The organism is Rhizobium sp. 007 (assembly GCF_015353075.1).
GTDB lineage: Bacteria > Pseudomonadota > Alphaproteobacteria > Rhizobiales > Rhizobiaceae > Rhizobium.
In genome coordinates this window covers 1,347,454-1,364,638 of sequence record NZ_CP064187.1, presented here as the reverse complement: position 1 = coordinate 1,364,638, position 17,185 = coordinate 1,347,454, and the positions used below count along the sequence as shown (strand labels likewise).

Below are 17,185 nucleotides of genomic sequence, written 5' to 3'. Positions count from 1 at the left end.
CCAGCGCAATGTGGGGAAATGGTGACGTTATCGCATTTCATCCGGTGCGGCAGTGCCTGTAATGGCGAGTCCCGACTTCAAAACCGAAGCGACAGCATACACCAGCCCAAGTCTGGCAATACTCGATTCTCGGTTCTTATCGTTAACAAATCGTAAGTCCGTTTGATCTTTACCTTTATTCCAGTGCGCATGGAAGAAACTTGCGAGATCATACAGGTAAAACGCGATGCGATGGGGCTCTTGCGACTGTGCCGCAGATTCGACGATGCGCGGGAATTCTGCAGCCTTCGCAACCAGCTGCAATTCCGTGGGATCGTAGATGCCGGAGACCGCTTCCGCAAGGTCTGCGGGCGATAGGTCAAGATCCGGAAACGCCTCCTTCGCCTGGCGGAAAACCGACATGCAGCGGGCATGCGCATACTGCACGTAAAAGACCGGATTGTCTTTCGAATGTTCCGTTACCTTGGCGAAATCGAAGTCGAGCGGCTCGGAGTTCTTGCGGTAGAGCATCATGAAGCGAACCGAATCGCGGCCCACTTCCTCGACCACGTCGCGCAGCGTCACGAAGTCGCCGGAGCGTTTCGACATCTTCACCGGCTCGCCGTTGCGATAGAGCTTCACGAGCTGGCAAAGCAGAACGGTGAGCTTCGATTTTCCTTGGGAAACGGCGCGGGCAACGGCCTCCAGGCGCTTCACGTATCCGCCGTGGTCGGCGCCGAGCACATAGATCATTTCCTCGAAGCCGCGATCGAACTTGTTCTTGAAATAGGCGACATCCGCGGCGAAATAGGTGTAGGAGCCATCCGACTTGATAAGTGGGCGATCCATGTCGTCGCCGACTTCCGTCGAGCGGAAGAGCGTCTGCTCGCGGTCTTCCCAGTCTTCGGGCACCTGGCCCTTCGGCGGCGGCAGCGCGCCCTTGTAGACGAAGCCCTTGAAGGTCAGATCATTGATCGCGGTGCGGATCGCGGCAGCGCCGGCATCATGCAGCATCCGCTCGGAAAAGAAGATGTCGTGATGCACGTTGAGAGCTGCGAGATCCTCGCGGATCATCGTCATCATCGCGGCGATCGCGCGATCCTTGACGATCGGCATCCACTGCTCTTCCGGCATGTTGTGCAGCCGCACGCCATAGTCGCCAGCAAGGGACTTTCCGACCGGGATCAGATAATCGCCCGGATAAAAGCCGGGCGGGATATCGCCGATGCTTTCGCCGAGCGCTTCGCGGTAGCGCAGGAAGACCGAGCGCGCCAGCACGTCGATCTGCGAGCCTGCATCGTTGATGTAGTATTCCTTCTCGACGGCATAGCCGGCGAAGGCAAGCAGATTAGCCAGCGCGTCTCCGACGACGGCGCCGCGGCAATGGCCGACATGCATCGGGCCGGTCGGGTTTGCCGAGACATATTCGACATTGACCTTCTTGCCGGCGCCAAGCTTCGAGCGGCCGTAGTCGGTTCCGGCCGCGATGATCGAAGCAAGCAAGCGCTGCCAGTAGCCGATGGAAAGCCTGATGTTGATGAAGCCGGGACCGGCGACGGAGACGTCGGCTACGTCGGCATCTTCTTTCAACTTGGCGATGATGATTTCGGCGAGCGCGCGCGGATTGGTCCCCAGCGGCTTTGCCAGCACCATCGCGGCATTGGTCGCGACATCGCCGTGGCTTGCATCACGCGGCGGCTCGACGGCGATGCGGCCGAAATCGAGCTCGGATCGCTTTTCCTTGACGATATCAATCTGTTCAAGGGCGTTCTTAATCCTGGCTTCGAAGTCGGTAAAAAGGTTCATCGCACTCTTCCATGCATAGGCTCTGCCGCAGCTCCTGCCGCGGCGCCCGCTGCCTATCGCAAATCCGGAGTGCGGTCAAACAATCGCCTGTGGGCGCTGATTGCATAGGTGTCGGTCATGCCCGCCAGATAATCGCCGACATGGCGGGCTTTCGGCGCATCGGCAAGGCCTGCAATATGATCGACCCAGTAATGGCTCTGCATCTCCTTCGGATTGGCCATGTAGGCGGCGAAAAGATCGGTGACGATCGTTGCGGCGCCTGCGCGGATGCGCATGATGTCGGGATGGCGGTAGATGCGCTTGAAGAGCATCTGCTTGATCTGCCTGTCGGTCTGCGACATCGCCTGCGAGAAGGTTGCGATCACCTTGCCGGCCTCGCGTACATCCTTGACGCTTTTCGGTTTCACCTCAGTCAGGCGCTCCTGGGCGACGGCAATGACATCTTCGACCATGCGCGTGATCTGCCGGCGCATGATCTCATGCGTGAACCGGCTCTTCTCAAGATGGGGGTAGCGCGCGCGGACCTCGGCCATCAGTCCGGCGAGGAAGGGAATTTCCTCCAGCATCTCGAACGTCAGGTAGCCCGAACGCAGACCATCGTCGATGTCATGGGTGTTATAGGCAATGTCGTCGGCGATCGCTGCCACCTGCGCTTCGAGGCTGGCGAAGGTCGCAAGTTCGAGGTCGTGGATTTCGCAGTAATCGAGGATCGGCTGCGGCACCGGCCCGCGCGTGCCCTGCCCGTCCTTCGTCAGCAGCGGCCCATTGTGCTTCACGAGGCCTTCGAGGCTCTCCCAGGTCAGGTTGATGCCGTCGAATTCGGCATAGCGCCGCTCCAGCTTGGTGACGATGCGGAGCGACTGGGCGTTATGGTCGAAGCCGCCATAGGGCAGGAGCACCTCGTGCAGCGCGTCCTCGCCGGTGTGGCCGAAAGGCGTGTGGCCAAAGTCGTGGACGAGCGCCACGCCCTCCGCCAGGTCCTCGTCAAGCTTCAGGGCGCGCGCCAGGGCACGGGCGATCTGGGCGACCTCGATCGTGTGCGTCAGGCGCGTACGATAATGATCGCCATCCTGCGCGATGAAGACCTGCGTCTTGTGCTTCAGACGGCGAAAAGCCGTCGTATGGACGATGCGGTCGCGATCGCGCTGAAATTCGGAACGCGTCGGGCTGCAGCTTTCGGCATAAAGCCTTCCGCGCGTCGTCCAGGGGTCTGCCGCATAGGTTGCCCGCTCGCCATTTCCAAAACCCAACGCCTGCCTGTCGATCTTCATTTTTCACCGTCATTCAACATCGCGCAGCACCTCGCCCATTGACGCCGCATCGCGCTCTTCATACCTATAGCCAACATAAACGGCAAAGAGGCGCTTTCTTAACTGCTTTGCCGAATAATGCGTTCCGGCAACGCATGTGGTAAATTCTTTTGATATCGGCCGTTTGACGTTTCATCGGCCAGTATCAATTCTCTCCGGATCTTGACCCCGGCAGGAGGAAATATGACGGATACAAGTGTAACCCTTTCCGACGCGGCGGCAAAACGAATCGCGGCGATCGTCGGTGCCGAAACCGGCAAGAACGCGCTGCGCGTTTCCGTCGAAGGCGGCGGCTGCTCGGGTTTTTCATACAAGTTCGATCTTACCGGCGATGCCCGGGACGATGACATCGTCATCGAGAAGAACAACGCAAAGGTACTGATCGACAGCCTGTCGCTGGTCTATATGGCAGGCTCGGAAATCGACTTCGTCGACAACCTTCTCGGTCAATCCTTCCAGATCAAGAACCCGAACGCGGTTGCAAGCTGCGGCTGCGGCACCAGCTTCTCGATTTAAAGCTTGCCTGTCTATCCACATCGAACCGGCCGAAGTATCCCTTCCGGCCGGTTTATCGTCTTGTCCGCACGTGGGACGGCACGATAAAAGATCAGGCACGAAGCCGCAAAAGGAACAACCTATGAAGATCGCGACCTGGAACATCAACGGCGTCAAGGCGCGCATCGACAACCTCACGCAATGGCTCAAGGATTCCGATCCGGACATCGTCTGCCTGCAGGAGATCAAGACGATCGACGAGGCTTTCCCGCGGCTCGAGATCGAGGCGATGGGCTATCACGTCGAAACGCATGGCCAGAAGGGTTTCAATGGCGTTGCGATCCTTTCCAAGACCACGCCGGACGAGGTGAGCCGCGGGCTGCCGGGCGATGCTCTCGACGAGCAGGCGCGTTTTCTCGAAGCCGTGTTCTCGATCCCCGGCAATCGCGCCCTTCGCGTCTGCTGCCTCTATCTGCCGAACGGCAATCCCGTCGACACCGAAAAATATCCTTACAAGCTCGCCTGGATGGAGCGGCTGCGCCAATTTGCGGTCTCGCGCCTCGCCTATGAGGATGTCTTCATCCTCGCCGGCGACTACAACGTGATCCCCGAACCGCACGACTGCTTCGATCCGAAGGTCTGGGAAAGCGATGCGCTCTTCCTGCCGCAAACGCGCGAGGCCTTCCGCAGGCTCGAAAATCTCGGGCTTACCGATGCCGTCCGCACCTCGAGCGACGCCGTTCAGCTCTATTCCTTCTGGGATTACCAGGCCGGCGCCTGGCAGAAGAACAACGGCATCCGGATCGATCACCTGATGCTTTCGCCGGAGGCCGCCGATCACATGACGTCGGTGGCGATCGAAAAGCATGTACGGGCCTGGGAAAAGCCGTCCGACCACGTTCCGGTCGTCGCCTATTTCGACTTCGCAGCTTAAGGTCGCAGATTAATCGCTGCCGGTCGCGATCTTGTGGGAGAGCGAAACAGCCGTGCGGCGATCACCTTCGGTCGCGACCGAGAAGGCCTGCTCCTGCAGCGATTCCATCCAGCCGCAATCCTTCGGCTTGCAGCGGTCGAGCGCCGCCGTCATCAGCGCCAGGCCGCGTGCCGACTGGCCTTCCTGGAAGAGAATATTGCCGAAGACCGACATGGCGCCGGGGTGGCCGCTCTTGCGGGCCTGGTTCAGCCACTTCTTCGCCTGCTGCGGACTGCGCGTGCCGCCGTCGCCCGACAGCATCATCTGCGCGAGCTGGAACTGCGCTTCAGCGACGCCGAAGGTCGATGCGACCTGGAAATAGAGCTGGCGGGCCTGGCTGAGATCGGTCCGCACCGGGCTGCCGGGAATGCCGTGCTTGTAATAGTTGGCGAGCGACAAAAGCGCGTTGATGAAGAAGCCGGTATCTTCGGAGCCGGGCTCCACGCCCTGCTGGGCGATTTCACTGTATATCTTGAAGGCTTCGAAATCGTCCTGGGCGACGCCATCGCCGTCGGCATACATATTGGCGAGCGCCCAGCGCGAACCAGTATGGCCCTTTTCGGCGGCGTATTTATAGGCTTCGATGGCCTCTTCCTTCTGGCCGCTCTTATAGGCCTTGAAGCCGAACTTGAAGAGATCGAAGGGACCGGATTCCTTGGTGACGCCTGCATTGATATCGAATGCCTTGGCCGGGGAGGATATCGCCGCCGAAAGCGCGATAGACAGCCCCATAAGCGTAAATCTGAAAAGTCTGAACTCGGATGTCAGCATTTCACTCGGTTTCTTTCGCTTCCATCGCAGACCGCCATGGCAGCATACACTCCGCTGCCCGGCTTCCCGGCGTATTCCTCCAGGCGAGCGATCCCGCGGCGGGCTCAATGGCCCCTTTGCCCGCGTCGCATCCAGCCTTCGGCCCTTCTTCGAGAGCCTGAATTTTTTGCGCATCGCGATTGACCACCCGCGTTCCGGCCTGGTCCGCCTGCAATGCCTGCGGCGTCATTCCTGCGGAGCGAACAAGCGTCCTTCCGCCTTTCGAATATTCGTAAACACCAAATGTGACCAAACCGGTGCTGGCGTGATCGCGGTGCCTGCGTGCGGCGACAATGGACGCCGTATCATCGGGGGAAAGACAGCTTGGGTGCGTGACTTCTGAGTGAATTTTTTGGGCGGAATCGCCTTGCGGGAAAAGCTGAATCGCACAAGAAGCGGCATCAAAGCCGGCGCTCATACGCACTTTGCCCGTCGCGGAAAAAACTCGACCCATCTTGCTTCTTAAACGTACCCTACGCCTGCCATTCCCTCGCCCGCAAATATCGCTGCGCCCTGTTTGTGGCGGGAAATGGACAAATTCGCCCCGCCGGCATGATATGCGAACTGTCGTAAAAATGTGTTGCTGAATCGTCACAAAATGGGATGACTTGGAGCAAGGTTAATACGGCGGGCGCAAAGAAAAGCCCGGCGTTTTTGCCGGGCTCTTCTACGTCGTTGATGCAAGATCAGAATTTGACTTTGAGGGATGTCGAGAGCGCCGTCACCAGATCGTTGTCGAACTCGTATGTCGCCTCGTCGCCCACACCAACACCGTCAATCGTGGTCGGAGACGAATCCCCGCTCGTCAAGATGCCGAGCACGCCACCAAAGCGGAACTCGACGTTCTTGTTCGGCGAATAGGAAACACCGGCACCGAGCAGCCAACTGTCGGTCTGCGAACCGAATTCCTGAGATGTGCCGCGGTCCCAAGTGACACTGACGGCGCCGCTCCACTGATCATTGAACTTGTGACCGACACCGCCGGTGATTGTCCAGCCGTCTCGATAACCCAGATCGAGGGAGGTGATTTCGACACCGCTATTGTAGAACGGGATGCGCTGCAATTGGCTCCAGTCCGTCCATTTGACGGAGCCGAATGCAAGCCAATCTGGTGCAATCCCTGATTGGAGCTTCAGTTCGACAGCATCCGGCATCGCCGTCGATCCCTCTACCGGAATGATCAGTCCTCCGAGGGGATGAAGGGCGGCCGGCACCTGCGTCAAGTCCACCGTTCCCGTGACTTCGTTGAGCTTGACTTCACTGTAGTACATCAAGCTCGCACGAAGCGCATATTCCGGAATTTCGTAAGCCACACCGGCTCGCCATCCCCAGCCGTCCCCCTCAAGATCAAGACGACCCACACCGCTTCCAGGAAGCCCCAGAAGGCCAAGGAGCTCCGGTGGAACTAGGAGGCGTTCCTTGAAACCATCCATTTCGAGGTAATTGGCGCCACCAATGACGCGAAACTGACCTGGCCCCATGTCGAATTTGTAAGAGCAGGTCAGAGCATAGTTGTCGCTGTTGACCTTCGTCTCGATATTGTCGTTTGCGCCCGCCCAGCGAGCACCTGGATTGGTGTGAGCACCATAGGGCTGCGAATAATCGAACATGCAGTCCGCATCGCCGATTGCAGCCTTGGCGCCGATACGGGGAGACCAGTAATCCTCGCTGTCATCCGCCGAGGTAGAGTATCCCGGGATCGCGTTGAGATCACCGTTCGCAGGGTTGATATCATCCACATTCTTCAGCTTGCGCTGCGGCATCACGAAAGTGGCCGTGGAGTCGACCGCAAAGCGCGAAGGATCAAACAGAAGATCGATATTATACCCGCCGCGCTCCAGCCCGCCCGCAAACGATGGCGAGGCGATGGACGAAAGGACGGCGAGCGATGCTACGCCTTTGAAAAACATACGAGATGCCAACTGTGTCTCCCCCACTAAAGCACTCCAATGGCGGCAGAGTGCAGGCGATCGTGATAAATGGCAACTTGCGCCTTCTTGCAGCCACAATGCGGGAGAGGTGTTAAATTGACGTAAGGAATTGACGGGCACGTCAATGTTTTTTGTTCATAAAATTTTATCCTAATACCCTAATCATTTATGGGTATTTTTGGATTGTCATTCCACACATCGGGTGATCTGTATCAATCTGACAACAGTCGTGATTTTCGCCCCGAGAGGGCAGTTCATTTCATAAATTCGCAAAACTGTATGTTTGCAGCCGGGAATATTCAGCCAGGACGATCGAATCATTCCAACGGCGTAAAAAGGCGTCCGACCAAACCGGACGCCTTCAGGTATTATACGCCAAGGGGAAGCCTAGGCTTCAATGACGCGCGACAGCGCTACCTTGAGGCTTGCGATCTGGCTCTGGAATTCGGCCAGCCTCTCGCGCTCCGCTTCCACTACGTCCGGATTGGCATTGGCGACGAACTTCTCGTTGGAAAGCTTACCGTTGATGCGCGCGATCTCTCCTTCGGTCTTGGTGATTGCCTTTTCCAAGCGAGTTTTTTCAACCGAAAGATCGATCAGGCTGCCGAGCGGCAGGCAGGCGGTCGCTTCGGCGACGACGATCTGCGCTGCCCCCTTCGGGGCGCTATCGGCAAGCGTAATCGCTTCGACACGGGCAAGGCGCTTGATCGCGGCCTCGTGACGGGCAAGCCGTTCGCGCGTCAGATTGTTGGCCTTGACGACCACCAGCGGCGCAGTCGCCGACGGCGGAACGTTCATTTCGGCGCGAACCGAGCGGATGCCGGAGACGAGGTCGATCAGCCAGTTGATCTCGTCGGCTGCAGCATTGTCGGCATAGGACGGCGCCGGCCATTCGGCATGGCAGATCAGCGTATCGCGCTCGACGCCTTCGCCTGCTGTATGCGCCCAAAGCTCCTCGGTCATGAACGGCATGAACGGATGCAGCAACTTGTAGATCTCTTCGAGTACATAGGCGCTGCAGGCCTGAGCCTCCTTCTTCGCGCCCTCGTCTTCACCGCTGAAGACCGGCTTCAGCAGTTCCAGGTACCAGTCGCAGACCTGATTCCAGACGAACCGGTAAAGCGCACCGGCCGCATCGTTGAAGCGGTAGGATTCGATTGCTTCCGTTACGTCACGTTCCGTACGGGCAAGCTCCGTCAGGATCCAGCGGTTGATCGTCAGCCCCGTCGCCTCCGGTACGAAGTTCGGATCGCTTTTGACACCGTTCATTTCGGCAAAGCGCGTGGCGTTCCAAAGCTTGGTGCCGAAGTTCCGGTAGCCGGCGATGCGGGCCGGATCGAGCTTAACATCGCGGCCCTGTGCAGCCATGATCGCCAGCGTGAAGCGCAATGCGTCGGCGCCGTATTCGTCCATCAGTTCGAGCGGATCGATGACGTTGCCCTTCGACTTCGACATCTTCTGGCCGTTCTTGTCGCGGACGAGCGCGTGGATATAGACGGTATGGAAGGGCTCGATCGGATTGCCGTCCTCGTCCTTCATGAAGTGCAGGCCCATCTGCATCATACGAACCACCCAAAACGGTATGATGTCGAAGCCAGTGACGAGAACGTTCGTCGGGTAGTACCGCGCCAGTTCCGGCGTCTGCTCCGGCCAGCCGAGAGTGGAGAAAGGCCAGAGCGCTGAGGAGAACCAGGTGTCGAGAACGTCCTCGTCGCGCGTCAGGATTTCGCCCGGCTTGAAATTTTCCAAGAGGTCCTCGACATAGGCCTTCATCGGGCCTTCGTGCGAGAGGTAATGCTGGATCGCAGCCTGCAGCGCCTCCTCCTCGGTTTTCTCGACGAAGACCTGGCCGTCCGGACCGTACCAGGCCGGGATCTGATGGCCCCACCAGAGCTGGCGGGAAATGCACCAGGGCTGGATGTTCTCCATCCACTGGAAGTAAGTATTCTCCCAGTTCTTCGGAACAAACTGGGTGCGGCCTTCACGGACCGATGCGATGGCAGGCTTCGCAAGCGTCTTGTTGTCCACCCACCATTGTTCGGTCAAACGCGGCTCGATCGGCACCCCGCCACGGTCGCCGTGCGGGACCGTATGTATGTGCGGCTCGATCTTGTCGAGCAGGCCCGCTTCCTCGAAAATCTCGACGATGATCTTCCGTGCCGTGAAGCGATCCTGGCCTTCCAGCCGGTCCCAGGCGCCATGCAAGGCGGCCGGATGGCCGAGACCTTCCAGGAAGTCCTCGTTGTCCTTGATGGTAACCGAAGCATCGGTATTGAGCACGTTGATCGCACGCAGGCCCGTGCGCTTGGCAACGTCAAAGTCGTTGAAGTCGTGTGCAGGGGTGACCTTGACGGCGCCGGTGCCGGCCGTCGGATCGGCGTAGGTGTCGGCAACGATCGGAATCTTGCGGCCGACGATCGGCAAAATGACGTGTTTGCCGATGATCGCTTTGTAGCGCTCGTCTTCGGGATTCACCGCGACGCCAGTATCGCCGAGCATGGTCTCGGGCCGCGTCGTCGCAACAACCAGGTAGTCGCGCGTTTCGAAGTCGGTGGGTTTACCCTCCTCGTCAAAGGCTACGGGATGCTGATAGGTGACGCCCTCTTCAAGCGGATAGCGCAAATGCCAGAGATTGCCTTTGACCTCAATCTGCTCGACTTCCATGTCGGAGATCGCCGTCAGAAGCTTCGGGTCCCAGTTGACGAGGCGTTTGTCCTTGTAGATCAGACCCTCTTTGTAGAGAGTGACGAAAACCTCGAGAACCGCCTCCGAGAGCCCGTCGTCCATCGTGAACCGTTCGCGCGACCAGTCGCAGGAAGCACCTAGGCGCTTCAGCTGGTTGAAGATCAAGCCGCCCGATTCCGCCTTCCACTCCCAGACCTTCTCGATGAAGGCGTCGCGGCCCATCTCGCGCCGGCCCGGCAGCTGCTGTTCCATCAGCTTGCGCTCGACGACCATCTGTGTGGCGATGCCCGCATGGTCCATGCCCGGCTGCCAGAGCACGTCCTTGCCGCGCATGCGCTCAAAGCGGATCATGATGTCCTGCAGCGTATTATTCAGCGCATGTCCCATGTGCAGCGAACCGGTCACGTTCGGCGGCGGGATGACGATCGTGAAGGTCTCGGCGCCGGGCTTCTTGTTGGCGCCCGCGCGGAACGAATCGGCCTCATCCCATTTCGCGGCGATTTTCGGTTCGACTGCGGCGGAATCATAGGTCTTGTCGAGCATTTTATGACCAAACTTCGGGGTTTTAGGATGGGGGTTGTAAATAGGATGGCTGACGGCAAGTCAATAAAAAAGCCGCCCCGGAGACCGGAGCGGCTTGTTCGATAAAAGCGGTCCCGGTCAGCGGCGCGGGCCGCGCGCCACGCGTTCGATTTCTTCGCGCACCAGCCGTTCGACAAGCGTCGGCAGGTTGTCGTCCAGCCACTCGCGCAGCATCGGGCGCAGCATGTCCTCGGCAATCTCGTCCAGCGAGCGGCGCTCGGCGCCATCAATCGCAAGCGCAAGCTCCTCGAACGAGCGTGCAACCTGCAGGCCGGCGCTCTGCGAAATCAGGCTCTGGGTTTCTTCGGCGACATTCGGCAAACGCTCTTCTTCAGCGTCGGCGGCCGGCGAGACGGCCGCCCGCTGCGCCGGTTCTGCGGCGGCTGGCTGCGGCATGTCAACGCGTTCTGCCTGCGCAACGGCCGGTGCCGGCATTGCGGCCGGCGGCGGAGCACCAAAAGGTGCTGAAACGGCCTCCGCCGGATGGCGGGCTTCCTGGTCGGGGGATCCGGCCGGTTCCGGTTGATGAAAGACCGGCGGCGCTTCGCGCTGCGGTTGCGGTGCGGTACGCTCCGAGGCGGCACGAACGCGGGCAGCAACATCGGCAAGCGACATCGCCCGCGCCGGCGCCGGCGCTTCGGCTTCGCGGCTGCCTGCCGAATTCGCCGCGACGAAACGCGGATCGGACATCATCATAGGCTCGGGGAACTCGACGTCAGCATAAGTCTCGTCGACCGTCAGATGGATGTTGGAGTCGCTCTCCTCGTCATCGGCGCCGTAGACAGGCGGCAGGGACGGCGAAATCGCCCTGCCCGCGCCCGGCTCATTGCTCTCGATGATCTGGCGGATCGACGCCAGAATCTCTTCCATGGACGGTTCACGCACTACGCTTGGCTGAGCCATATCTATCCCCGTTATCCCTGCAACAAGATCGGATTGCGTGGAGTGGGCATCCGAATCACCCAGACCTTAGAATACCCCAGACATGAAAAAAATCAGCGCGAATCAAATGAATGCGCCCGTGCACAGTTTTGTTGCGGCAGTCTAGGCCAGCGCCGCTGACGCTTTTGCGACAGGCCGAATCGGGTAGGAGGGAGCCTTGCGGCGTCCCTCCTCCCACACCACCGTGCGTACGGTTCCGTACACGGCGGTTCATGTCGCGCTCGGTTTCATGGTCCCCAATGCCCGCCGCCCTACAAGCGCCCAGCCTTATCTCGCGGGTTCCGCCCGCTACCTCCGGCTTAGGCCCTCTTGCGAGGCATCTGCTCAAGGCGGTCGGAAAAGCGGTCCGGCCTCCGTCGACATGTTCGGCCCTTCACCGGTTGGTCCGGCTACTACGGCGTCTGCTGACTTCTGCCGCCCCATCCCGACACCTTTCGACGCCGGTAGCAACACCTGAAAACCAGGGGCAGGTCGGCAGACCTCCCAGGGTAAGACGCGTGACCTTCGTGCCAAATACCTGTCGCATCTACGCCCGCACCCTCCGGGTGATATCGGGCTTCGGGTGTGTTTGCCCCCTCGCCCGGATGCGGACGCCTCATATGCGCTTCCTGTTCGTCAGGCCGGCACTTTGCCTACAGCTTCCTTCAGACCCCGCCTCGCGGCAACGCCCTTGCTGTTCAGCTAACGGTTCCCATCACCAGGGCCCGCAGAGGACTCTCACCTCCAAGTCATCGGCCGGATACCACCCCGGCCAAACGGTGTTCGCACACCACGCGCCATGCCTGGCGCACAAACAAAACGGGCGCCCCGAGGCGCCCGCTTCATAAATCCTGAAAATTGCGCTCAGAAGACGAACTCTCGAACCTTGGCAAAGCCCGGCAACGGCTTGACCGAAGCATTGAAGAACACGTTTTCCGAAACAGCGCCGTTTTCGCTGAAGAACACCTTGGCGCGGGCGGCGTTGCCGTAGCCCTGAACGGTGACAAGACGGCCGCCCTCGGCGAGCTGGTCAAGAAGGGCAGCGGGGACCTCCTCGACGGAGCCATTGACGAAGATCAGATCGTAGGGCGCGCCGGCACTGTTGCCCTGCTCCAGCGCGCCGGTGACGACGGAAACGTTGGCGTAGCCGGAAAGGTTCTTCTTTGCTTCGGCTGCAAGCGCTTCGTCGCATTCAAGCGCAGCCACCGAACCGGCAAGCATGGCCAGCAGAGCCGAGGTGTAGCCCGTGCCACAGCCGACTTCGAGAACCGCATCGTCCGTGGTGATGGCAGCAAGTTGCAGCAGCTTTGCCAGCGGCGAAGCTTCCATCAGGAAGCGCGCCGACTTGCCGCCCGCTGCCGGGGAGATTTCGACATCGTTGTCGATATAGGCCAGAGCCTTGGATTTCTCCGGCACGAAGGCCTCGCGGGGCACCGTCAGGAAGGCCGTCAGCACGGAATGCGACGTGACGTCCGTCGTACGGATCTGGTTGTCGACCATCTTTGCGCGTGCTGCTTCGAAATCCATCATATCCTCTCGCCCGTTGAACGCGGCATTGTCACCCGTCCTCTTAATCTCCGCGGCGTGCGCTTTCAAGGCACAGTAAGCAACTGCGGCAAGAATCCTCCCGCTTGAACCGGCTGCCGTCCGACGCGGCCGGGACTGCAACTCTTGTTTGGAACAAAGAGGTGGTTTGTGGTATTCTTACAACCGGAGGAAATGGAGGAGGTGCAGGCCATGTCTGCCTTTTTCGAGTATCTCACGTTGTTCGACTTCTTCATCATCGCAGCGCTGATCGCCATATTCTGCTGCGGGCTGCTGGACAGCGAGACGACACGATAGCGTCAGTGCGCCCAGAGTTGCGAAGTGCATCGCGCCTGAACGCCCGCACTATGCGTATATCTGCGCAAGCGTCGCTCATCGACCTCGACAGCGCTTCGAATTTGACGGCCTGCCATCCCCGATAATCTTCGATCAGGCGGGCGGAAATCCAGAATTTCTCGCCATATTGCGATCCGTCCCAGCCGATGTCGCCGAGGGCTCTCGCACGGTTCAGCACGCGCACGATCTGCGTGCGCGAGACATGGTAGCGGCTTGCAAGATCTCCCGGCCTCAGTTCGCCAACATAGCAGCGCTCGGAAAGCGTATTGCCCGAGGGAAAACGGGCCACCAGGTCATGAATCACATTGCTGCCGAGATTGGTGAACGTGAAGGTCTTCACGCTTTCCGGCGGATCGTTCCAGCGCGGATCGGCGATGAGTGCCCGGGCAGCGGGCGGATGGGAATAGTAAAGCAGCCGTGGGTCGGCCTGGGAAAGAGCAAGCCGCTCTCCCCCGTCCAACCTGTCCAGCGATGCCATATGGCTGTCGAACCAGTTGCGGATAAGATGCTCCGCCGCATCGGAAATCGCCAACGGCCGCAGTCTCTTGTCCTGGCTCTCCCGTTCGGTGAAGAGCTTGTACTGGCGCATCTGCGCTATATAGGAAGCGATCGTATTCCTGCTGGCGAATTGGTGCAGCGGCGCGAACTCGGTAAGACGCGTCACCGTCAGATCCTCGCGGCTCGCATCCGTCCGACGCTCGAAATAGAAGGCGAGCGCGGCCTGGGCGACGAGCCAACGGCGCAGATCAGACGTATAGCGCACCGCGCGCGGCGCCTCATGATAGATGGCTATGAGGCGGCTCGCCGCCTCCGTCAGCGACATTGCAAACAGCGGCGACGCCAGAAGCTCCCGAACGCAATAGCCGGGCGGAATGCGCGCGTCCTGTCGAATTTCCTGTTCAATGGCCGGCATATCGGATCACAGCGGACTGATTTTGGCAATTCAGCCAGACCGCAGCGCCCGGCTTTTGCCTTGGAGGTTTACTCCTGGAGAGGCGCTCATTTTCCAAAAATATGATTGTTTGTCAAATAATTGCTTGGCGGACGCTGGATGCACCCGCTTTAAAAATCTCCGACCTGTTACGGTTTCGAGCTAATCCGATTGCGAAGTTTCCTCGAGGTGGGTGATCGCGCCGCTCCAGACGCTCGACAACCTCTCTCAGCGCAATCTCGGACTTGATATCGTCGATCGCCTCGCGGAAGGTCTTCTCCATGTTCGGAGAAAGCGCGTCGATGAGGGAGGGTGGCCATTATTCAGCGTCGACGCCCTTGCCTACCTTCTTCGGAGCGGGAGCCTCATCCTTGATGATCTGCCCGAGGCCGATGGCTTCGAGTGAACCCGCCTCACGCGCGGAATGTCGAGGATCGTTCGGGGCGTGCAGGCCCTATAGGTCTTATGCAGTAGCAACTTAGTCATAGGTGTTCCTTTCCATCGTTTCGGCTTTCGATGATACTCAGCCAAGCAGAGACACGGAGTGACGGATGGGAAATTTCGGGCCCGTGATTATCGCAAACATTCCCTATTCGGATTTGGAAAAGCTCTCAAATTCCGTGAAGAAGTGCGCTGGCGTTTACATACTCAAGGCACCAAGCGGCGGACCAGGAACACCTGGGGTCGACGCTCACTGCTGGTTCCCATCACTCGATGACAGCATCCAATTCGAGCGCGAATGGGCGGCGCCGCACGACGACTGAGGCGCAATCCTTCTTTGGACGACAAGGACGACGTTGGTCACGCCATCGTAATTGTTGGGATCGCCGTTGACGACGCGATACTGCTTGCCATTGGCCGTGACGGCGAGATCGCGATCCCCACGGACGAGATGGAAAGCTGCACGTCTCTGGCCTGATTAACATCTTCCCCCGCTTGAAAGCGGGGGATTTCCGAGGGGGCGCGAAGCTCCGCCGATCGTTATCGCTTCAACGGAGAGCGGCTGCCCTTCCTCCACGATCATAGACGCCGTGTTCCGACGCAGGATGTTGATTGCAGCATTGTGGTCGGCATGGGCGCGCAAGCCGCATTGGCAACAGCGGAAAGACGCTTGGCTTTCGCGGCTTTCCCTGTCCACGGCTGCGCAGGCCGAACAGGTCTGCGAGGTGTGGCGGGGATCGACCTTGCACAGGTATCCGCCCCGTTCTTCGAGCTTGTAGGCCAACACGGTTTCAAAGCCGTGCCAGCCTTGTTCGAGGATCGCCCGGTTCAGGCCCGCCTTCTGGCAGACGTTGGTTCCGGGCGCGTCCACGGTTCCCCTGGCGCTGCGCGTCATGTTGCGCGTGGCGAGGTCTTCCAGCACGACCGTTGCGAAGCGACGGGCGATATCAAGACTGGCCTTGTGCCGCCAATCCTGCCGGATGCGGGCAGCACGGGCCTGCAAGGCTGCAACGGCGGCGGGGCCTTGGCGTGGCGGCGCGACCCGCGCTTGCGCCGCGCCAGAACGCGCTGGGCCCGGCGCTTCCTGCGCTCGATCTCCGCAAGGCCGGCAGGCATCCACCAATGCTCCCCGGTCGAAAGCGTCAGCGTGTTCGCCACGCCCCGGTCGATCCCCACGGCGGGCAAATCGTTTTGCGGGACGGCATGGTCGATTTCGCAGGCGAAGGCGATGTGCCAGCCGTTCGCCGCCAGGCTCACCGTCACATTCATGGTCTTGCCACGCAGGCGCCGCGTGTCGCGGAACTTCACCCAGCCGATCTTGGGAAGGCGCGCGGCGGACCACTTGCCGTTCAGGCGCTTGACCTCGATCTCCCGCCCCTGAAAGCGGAAGGCGCCGTTCACGCCCTTCTTGCGGGCCGCGAGGGATATCCTGCGCGCCCGGCGAAGAAGTTGGCATACGCCTTGTCCAGATCGCGCAGGGCCTGCTGCTGGGGCGTCACATGCACGGCGGCAATCCAGTCGAACGCGGCCCGCAGTGCGGTCAATTCCCGCGCCTGGGCGATGGAGTTCAAGCGGTTCCCGGTCTGCCGCCGGTAATGCCGCCACCAGTCCCTGCGCTGCTCCAGCGCCAGATTATAGACCAGCCGCACAACCCCCGCGAACTGCCGCAACAGGACTTCCTGTTCGGCGGTCGGAGCGAGCTTGTAGCGGAAAGCGCGGTGGATCATGTTACGATTCTATCAATTGCTCCAAGGAGCGCAACCGTGGATCGCACCGGCAGGCATGTCGTCTACATGCTCCATGGTCATTTGGCAGGCCTTTGTCACGAAATACCGCCGTGACGTTCTGTCAGAACCGGCAATCCGCCACCGGCGGCGCATCTTCGCCAAGCTGTGTCGCGACTTCGAGGCCGAATTGATCGAATGCGACGGCGAGGACGATCATGTTCCCCTGCGGGTGCATGACCCTCCGAAGATCGCCCTGTCGAAGCTGGTCAACAGCCGCAAAGGCGTATCCAGCCGACGTCTGCGCGAGAGCCGCCCGGAAATCACCGGGCGCCACCACAAGGGCGTTTTGTGGTCGCCGTCCTCCTTTGCGGCAAGCTGTGGCGGCGCACCGCTCTCGGTGATCGCCGAATATGTCAAATCCCAGCGGGAAGCGGCCCAAGGCCGCTCTCGCGTTCCTCCCCGGCCTGAACGCCGGGGTATCCCGCGAGGTTCACGATGACAGTCCCGTCGATCTCGGCGCAGTGTATCCCATCGGCACGAGCTTGGCCGTGTACGATCTTTTCGACCGGATCGCCGCCCAAGACAGGACCTCGAGGCGTGACGCGTGTTACGGTGCCGCTCTGGCCGACTTTCGTGATGAGGCGTTCAGCGGTGCCCTGCAAGCGCCTGTAGTTAAATTGTTCCATATTGCACTGCATATTAAAATTAGCAGT

At 60.0% G+C, this 17,185-nt stretch carries 16 protein-coding genes and 1 pseudogene; 5 read left to right on the top strand and 12 right to left on the bottom strand.

Annotated features, from left to right (window positions below; genetic code table 11):
• Positions 1-27: 27 nt before the first annotated feature.
• Positions 28-1,785, bottom strand: coding sequence for an arginine--tRNA ligase (gene argS / locus ISN39_RS06890; protein ID WP_194729561.1), 1,758 nt, complete (start codon positions 1,783-1,785; stop codon positions 28-30).
• 53 nt (positions 1,786-1,838) lie between these two features.
• Positions 1,839-3,056, bottom strand: a complete 1,218-nt coding sequence (locus ISN39_RS06885; RefSeq protein ID WP_074067765.1) for a deoxyguanosinetriphosphate triphosphohydrolase — start codon at positions 3,054-3,056, stop codon at positions 1,839-1,841.
• Between the two features lie 222 nt (positions 3,057-3,278).
• Here ISN39_RS06885 and erpA point away from each other — a divergent pair, with 222 nt between their 5' ends.
• Positions 3,279-3,611: an iron-sulfur cluster insertion protein ErpA gene (gene erpA, locus ISN39_RS06880; RefSeq protein WP_022715352.1), complete on the top strand. Its 333-nt coding sequence runs from the start codon at positions 3,279-3,281 to the stop codon at positions 3,609-3,611.
• 121 nt (positions 3,612-3,732) lie between these two features.
• Positions 3,733-4,524 carry an exodeoxyribonuclease III gene (gene xth / locus ISN39_RS06875; protein ID WP_194729560.1) on the top strand — a complete coding sequence of 264 codons (792 nt, stop codon included), beginning with the start codon at positions 3,733-3,735 and terminating at the stop codon, positions 4,522-4,524.
• Positions 4,525-4,533: 9 nt separating this feature from the next.
• Here the strand turns inward: xth and exoR are convergent, their stop codons facing one another.
• The 7 genes from exoR to ISN39_RS06840 all read right to left on the bottom strand — a co-directional run bounded on the left by exoR (position 4,534) and on the right by ISN39_RS06840 (position 14,286).
• Entirely contained in the window at positions 4,534-5,334 is an 801-nt protein-coding gene (gene exoR, locus ISN39_RS06870; RefSeq protein ID WP_022715350.1) for an exopolysaccharide production regulator ExoR, read from the bottom strand.
• Position 5,335: 1 nt separating this feature from the next.
• Positions 5,336-5,791 carry a hypothetical protein gene (locus tag ISN39_RS06865; protein ID WP_194729559.1) on the bottom strand — a complete coding sequence of 152 codons (456 nt, stop codon included), beginning with the start codon at positions 5,789-5,791 and terminating at the stop codon, positions 5,336-5,338.
• A 268-nt stretch (positions 5,792-6,059) separates the two neighbouring features.
• Positions 6,060-7,295 (bottom strand): OmpP1/FadL family transporter, encoded by a 1,236-nt coding sequence (locus ISN39_RS06860; protein ID WP_194729558.1) that lies wholly within the window; start codon positions 7,293-7,295, stop codon positions 6,060-6,062.
• A gap of 396 nt (positions 7,296-7,691) precedes the next feature.
• A complete protein-coding gene (locus ISN39_RS06855; RefSeq protein ID WP_194729557.1) occupies positions 7,692-10,532 on the bottom strand; it encodes a valine--tRNA ligase in 2,841 nt (946 codons plus the stop codon).
• Positions 10,533-10,649: 117 nt separating this feature from the next.
• Positions 10,650-11,474: a DUF2497 domain-containing protein gene (locus ISN39_RS06850; protein ID WP_194729556.1), complete on the bottom strand. Its 825-nt coding sequence runs from the start codon at positions 11,472-11,474 to the stop codon at positions 10,650-10,652.
• An 882-nt stretch (positions 11,475-12,356) separates the two neighbouring features.
• A complete protein-coding gene (locus ISN39_RS06845) occupies positions 12,357-13,022 on the bottom strand; it encodes a protein-L-isoaspartate O-methyltransferase (protein ID WP_194729555.1) in 666 nt (221 codons plus the stop codon).
• Between the two features lie 250 nt (positions 13,023-13,272).
• Complete coding sequence (locus tag ISN39_RS06840) at positions 13,273-14,286, bottom strand: hypothetical protein (protein ID WP_194729554.1); 1,014 nt, start codon at positions 14,284-14,286, stop codon at positions 13,273-13,275.
• A 211-nt stretch (positions 14,287-14,497) separates the two neighbouring features.
• On the opposite strand from ISN39_RS06840, the gene ISN39_RS06835 reads away from it, so the two are divergent.
• Positions 14,498-14,710: a hypothetical protein gene (locus ISN39_RS06835; RefSeq protein WP_194729553.1), complete on the top strand. Its 213-nt coding sequence runs from the start codon at positions 14,498-14,500 to the stop codon at positions 14,708-14,710.
• Positions 14,711-15,043: 333 nt separating this feature from the next.
• Complete coding sequence (locus ISN39_RS06830) at positions 15,044-15,223, top strand: hypothetical protein (protein ID WP_194729552.1); 180 nt, start codon at positions 15,044-15,046, stop codon at positions 15,221-15,223.
• On the opposite strand, the gene ISN39_RS06825 is transcribed toward ISN39_RS06830, so the two are convergent.
• The 3 genes from ISN39_RS06825 to ISN39_RS06815 are packed head-to-tail and all read right to left on the bottom strand — an operon-like array spanning position 15,224 to position 16,472.
• Entirely contained in the window at positions 15,224-15,748 is a 525-nt protein-coding gene (locus ISN39_RS06825) for an RNA-guided endonuclease TnpB family protein (protein WP_246763297.1), read from the bottom strand.
• Positions 15,637-16,146 carry a transposase gene (locus tag ISN39_RS06820; RefSeq protein WP_194729550.1) on the bottom strand — a complete coding sequence of 170 codons (510 nt, stop codon included), beginning with the start codon at positions 16,144-16,146 and terminating at the stop codon, positions 15,637-15,639. Before ISN39_RS06820 ends, ISN39_RS06825 begins: the two co-directional genes overlap by 112 nt.
• Complete coding sequence (locus ISN39_RS06815) at positions 16,143-16,472, bottom strand: helix-turn-helix domain-containing protein (RefSeq protein WP_194729549.1); 330 nt, start codon at positions 16,470-16,472, stop codon at positions 16,143-16,145. Before ISN39_RS06815 ends, ISN39_RS06820 begins: the two co-directional genes overlap by 4 nt.
• A 66-nt stretch (positions 16,473-16,538) precedes the next feature.
• On the opposite strand from ISN39_RS06815, the pseudogene tnpA reads away from it, so the two are divergent.
• A pseudogene (gene tnpA, locus ISN39_RS06810) lies at positions 16,539-16,971 on the top strand (IS200/IS605 family transposase).
• The last annotated feature ends 214 nt before the right edge of the window (positions 16,972-17,185 follow it).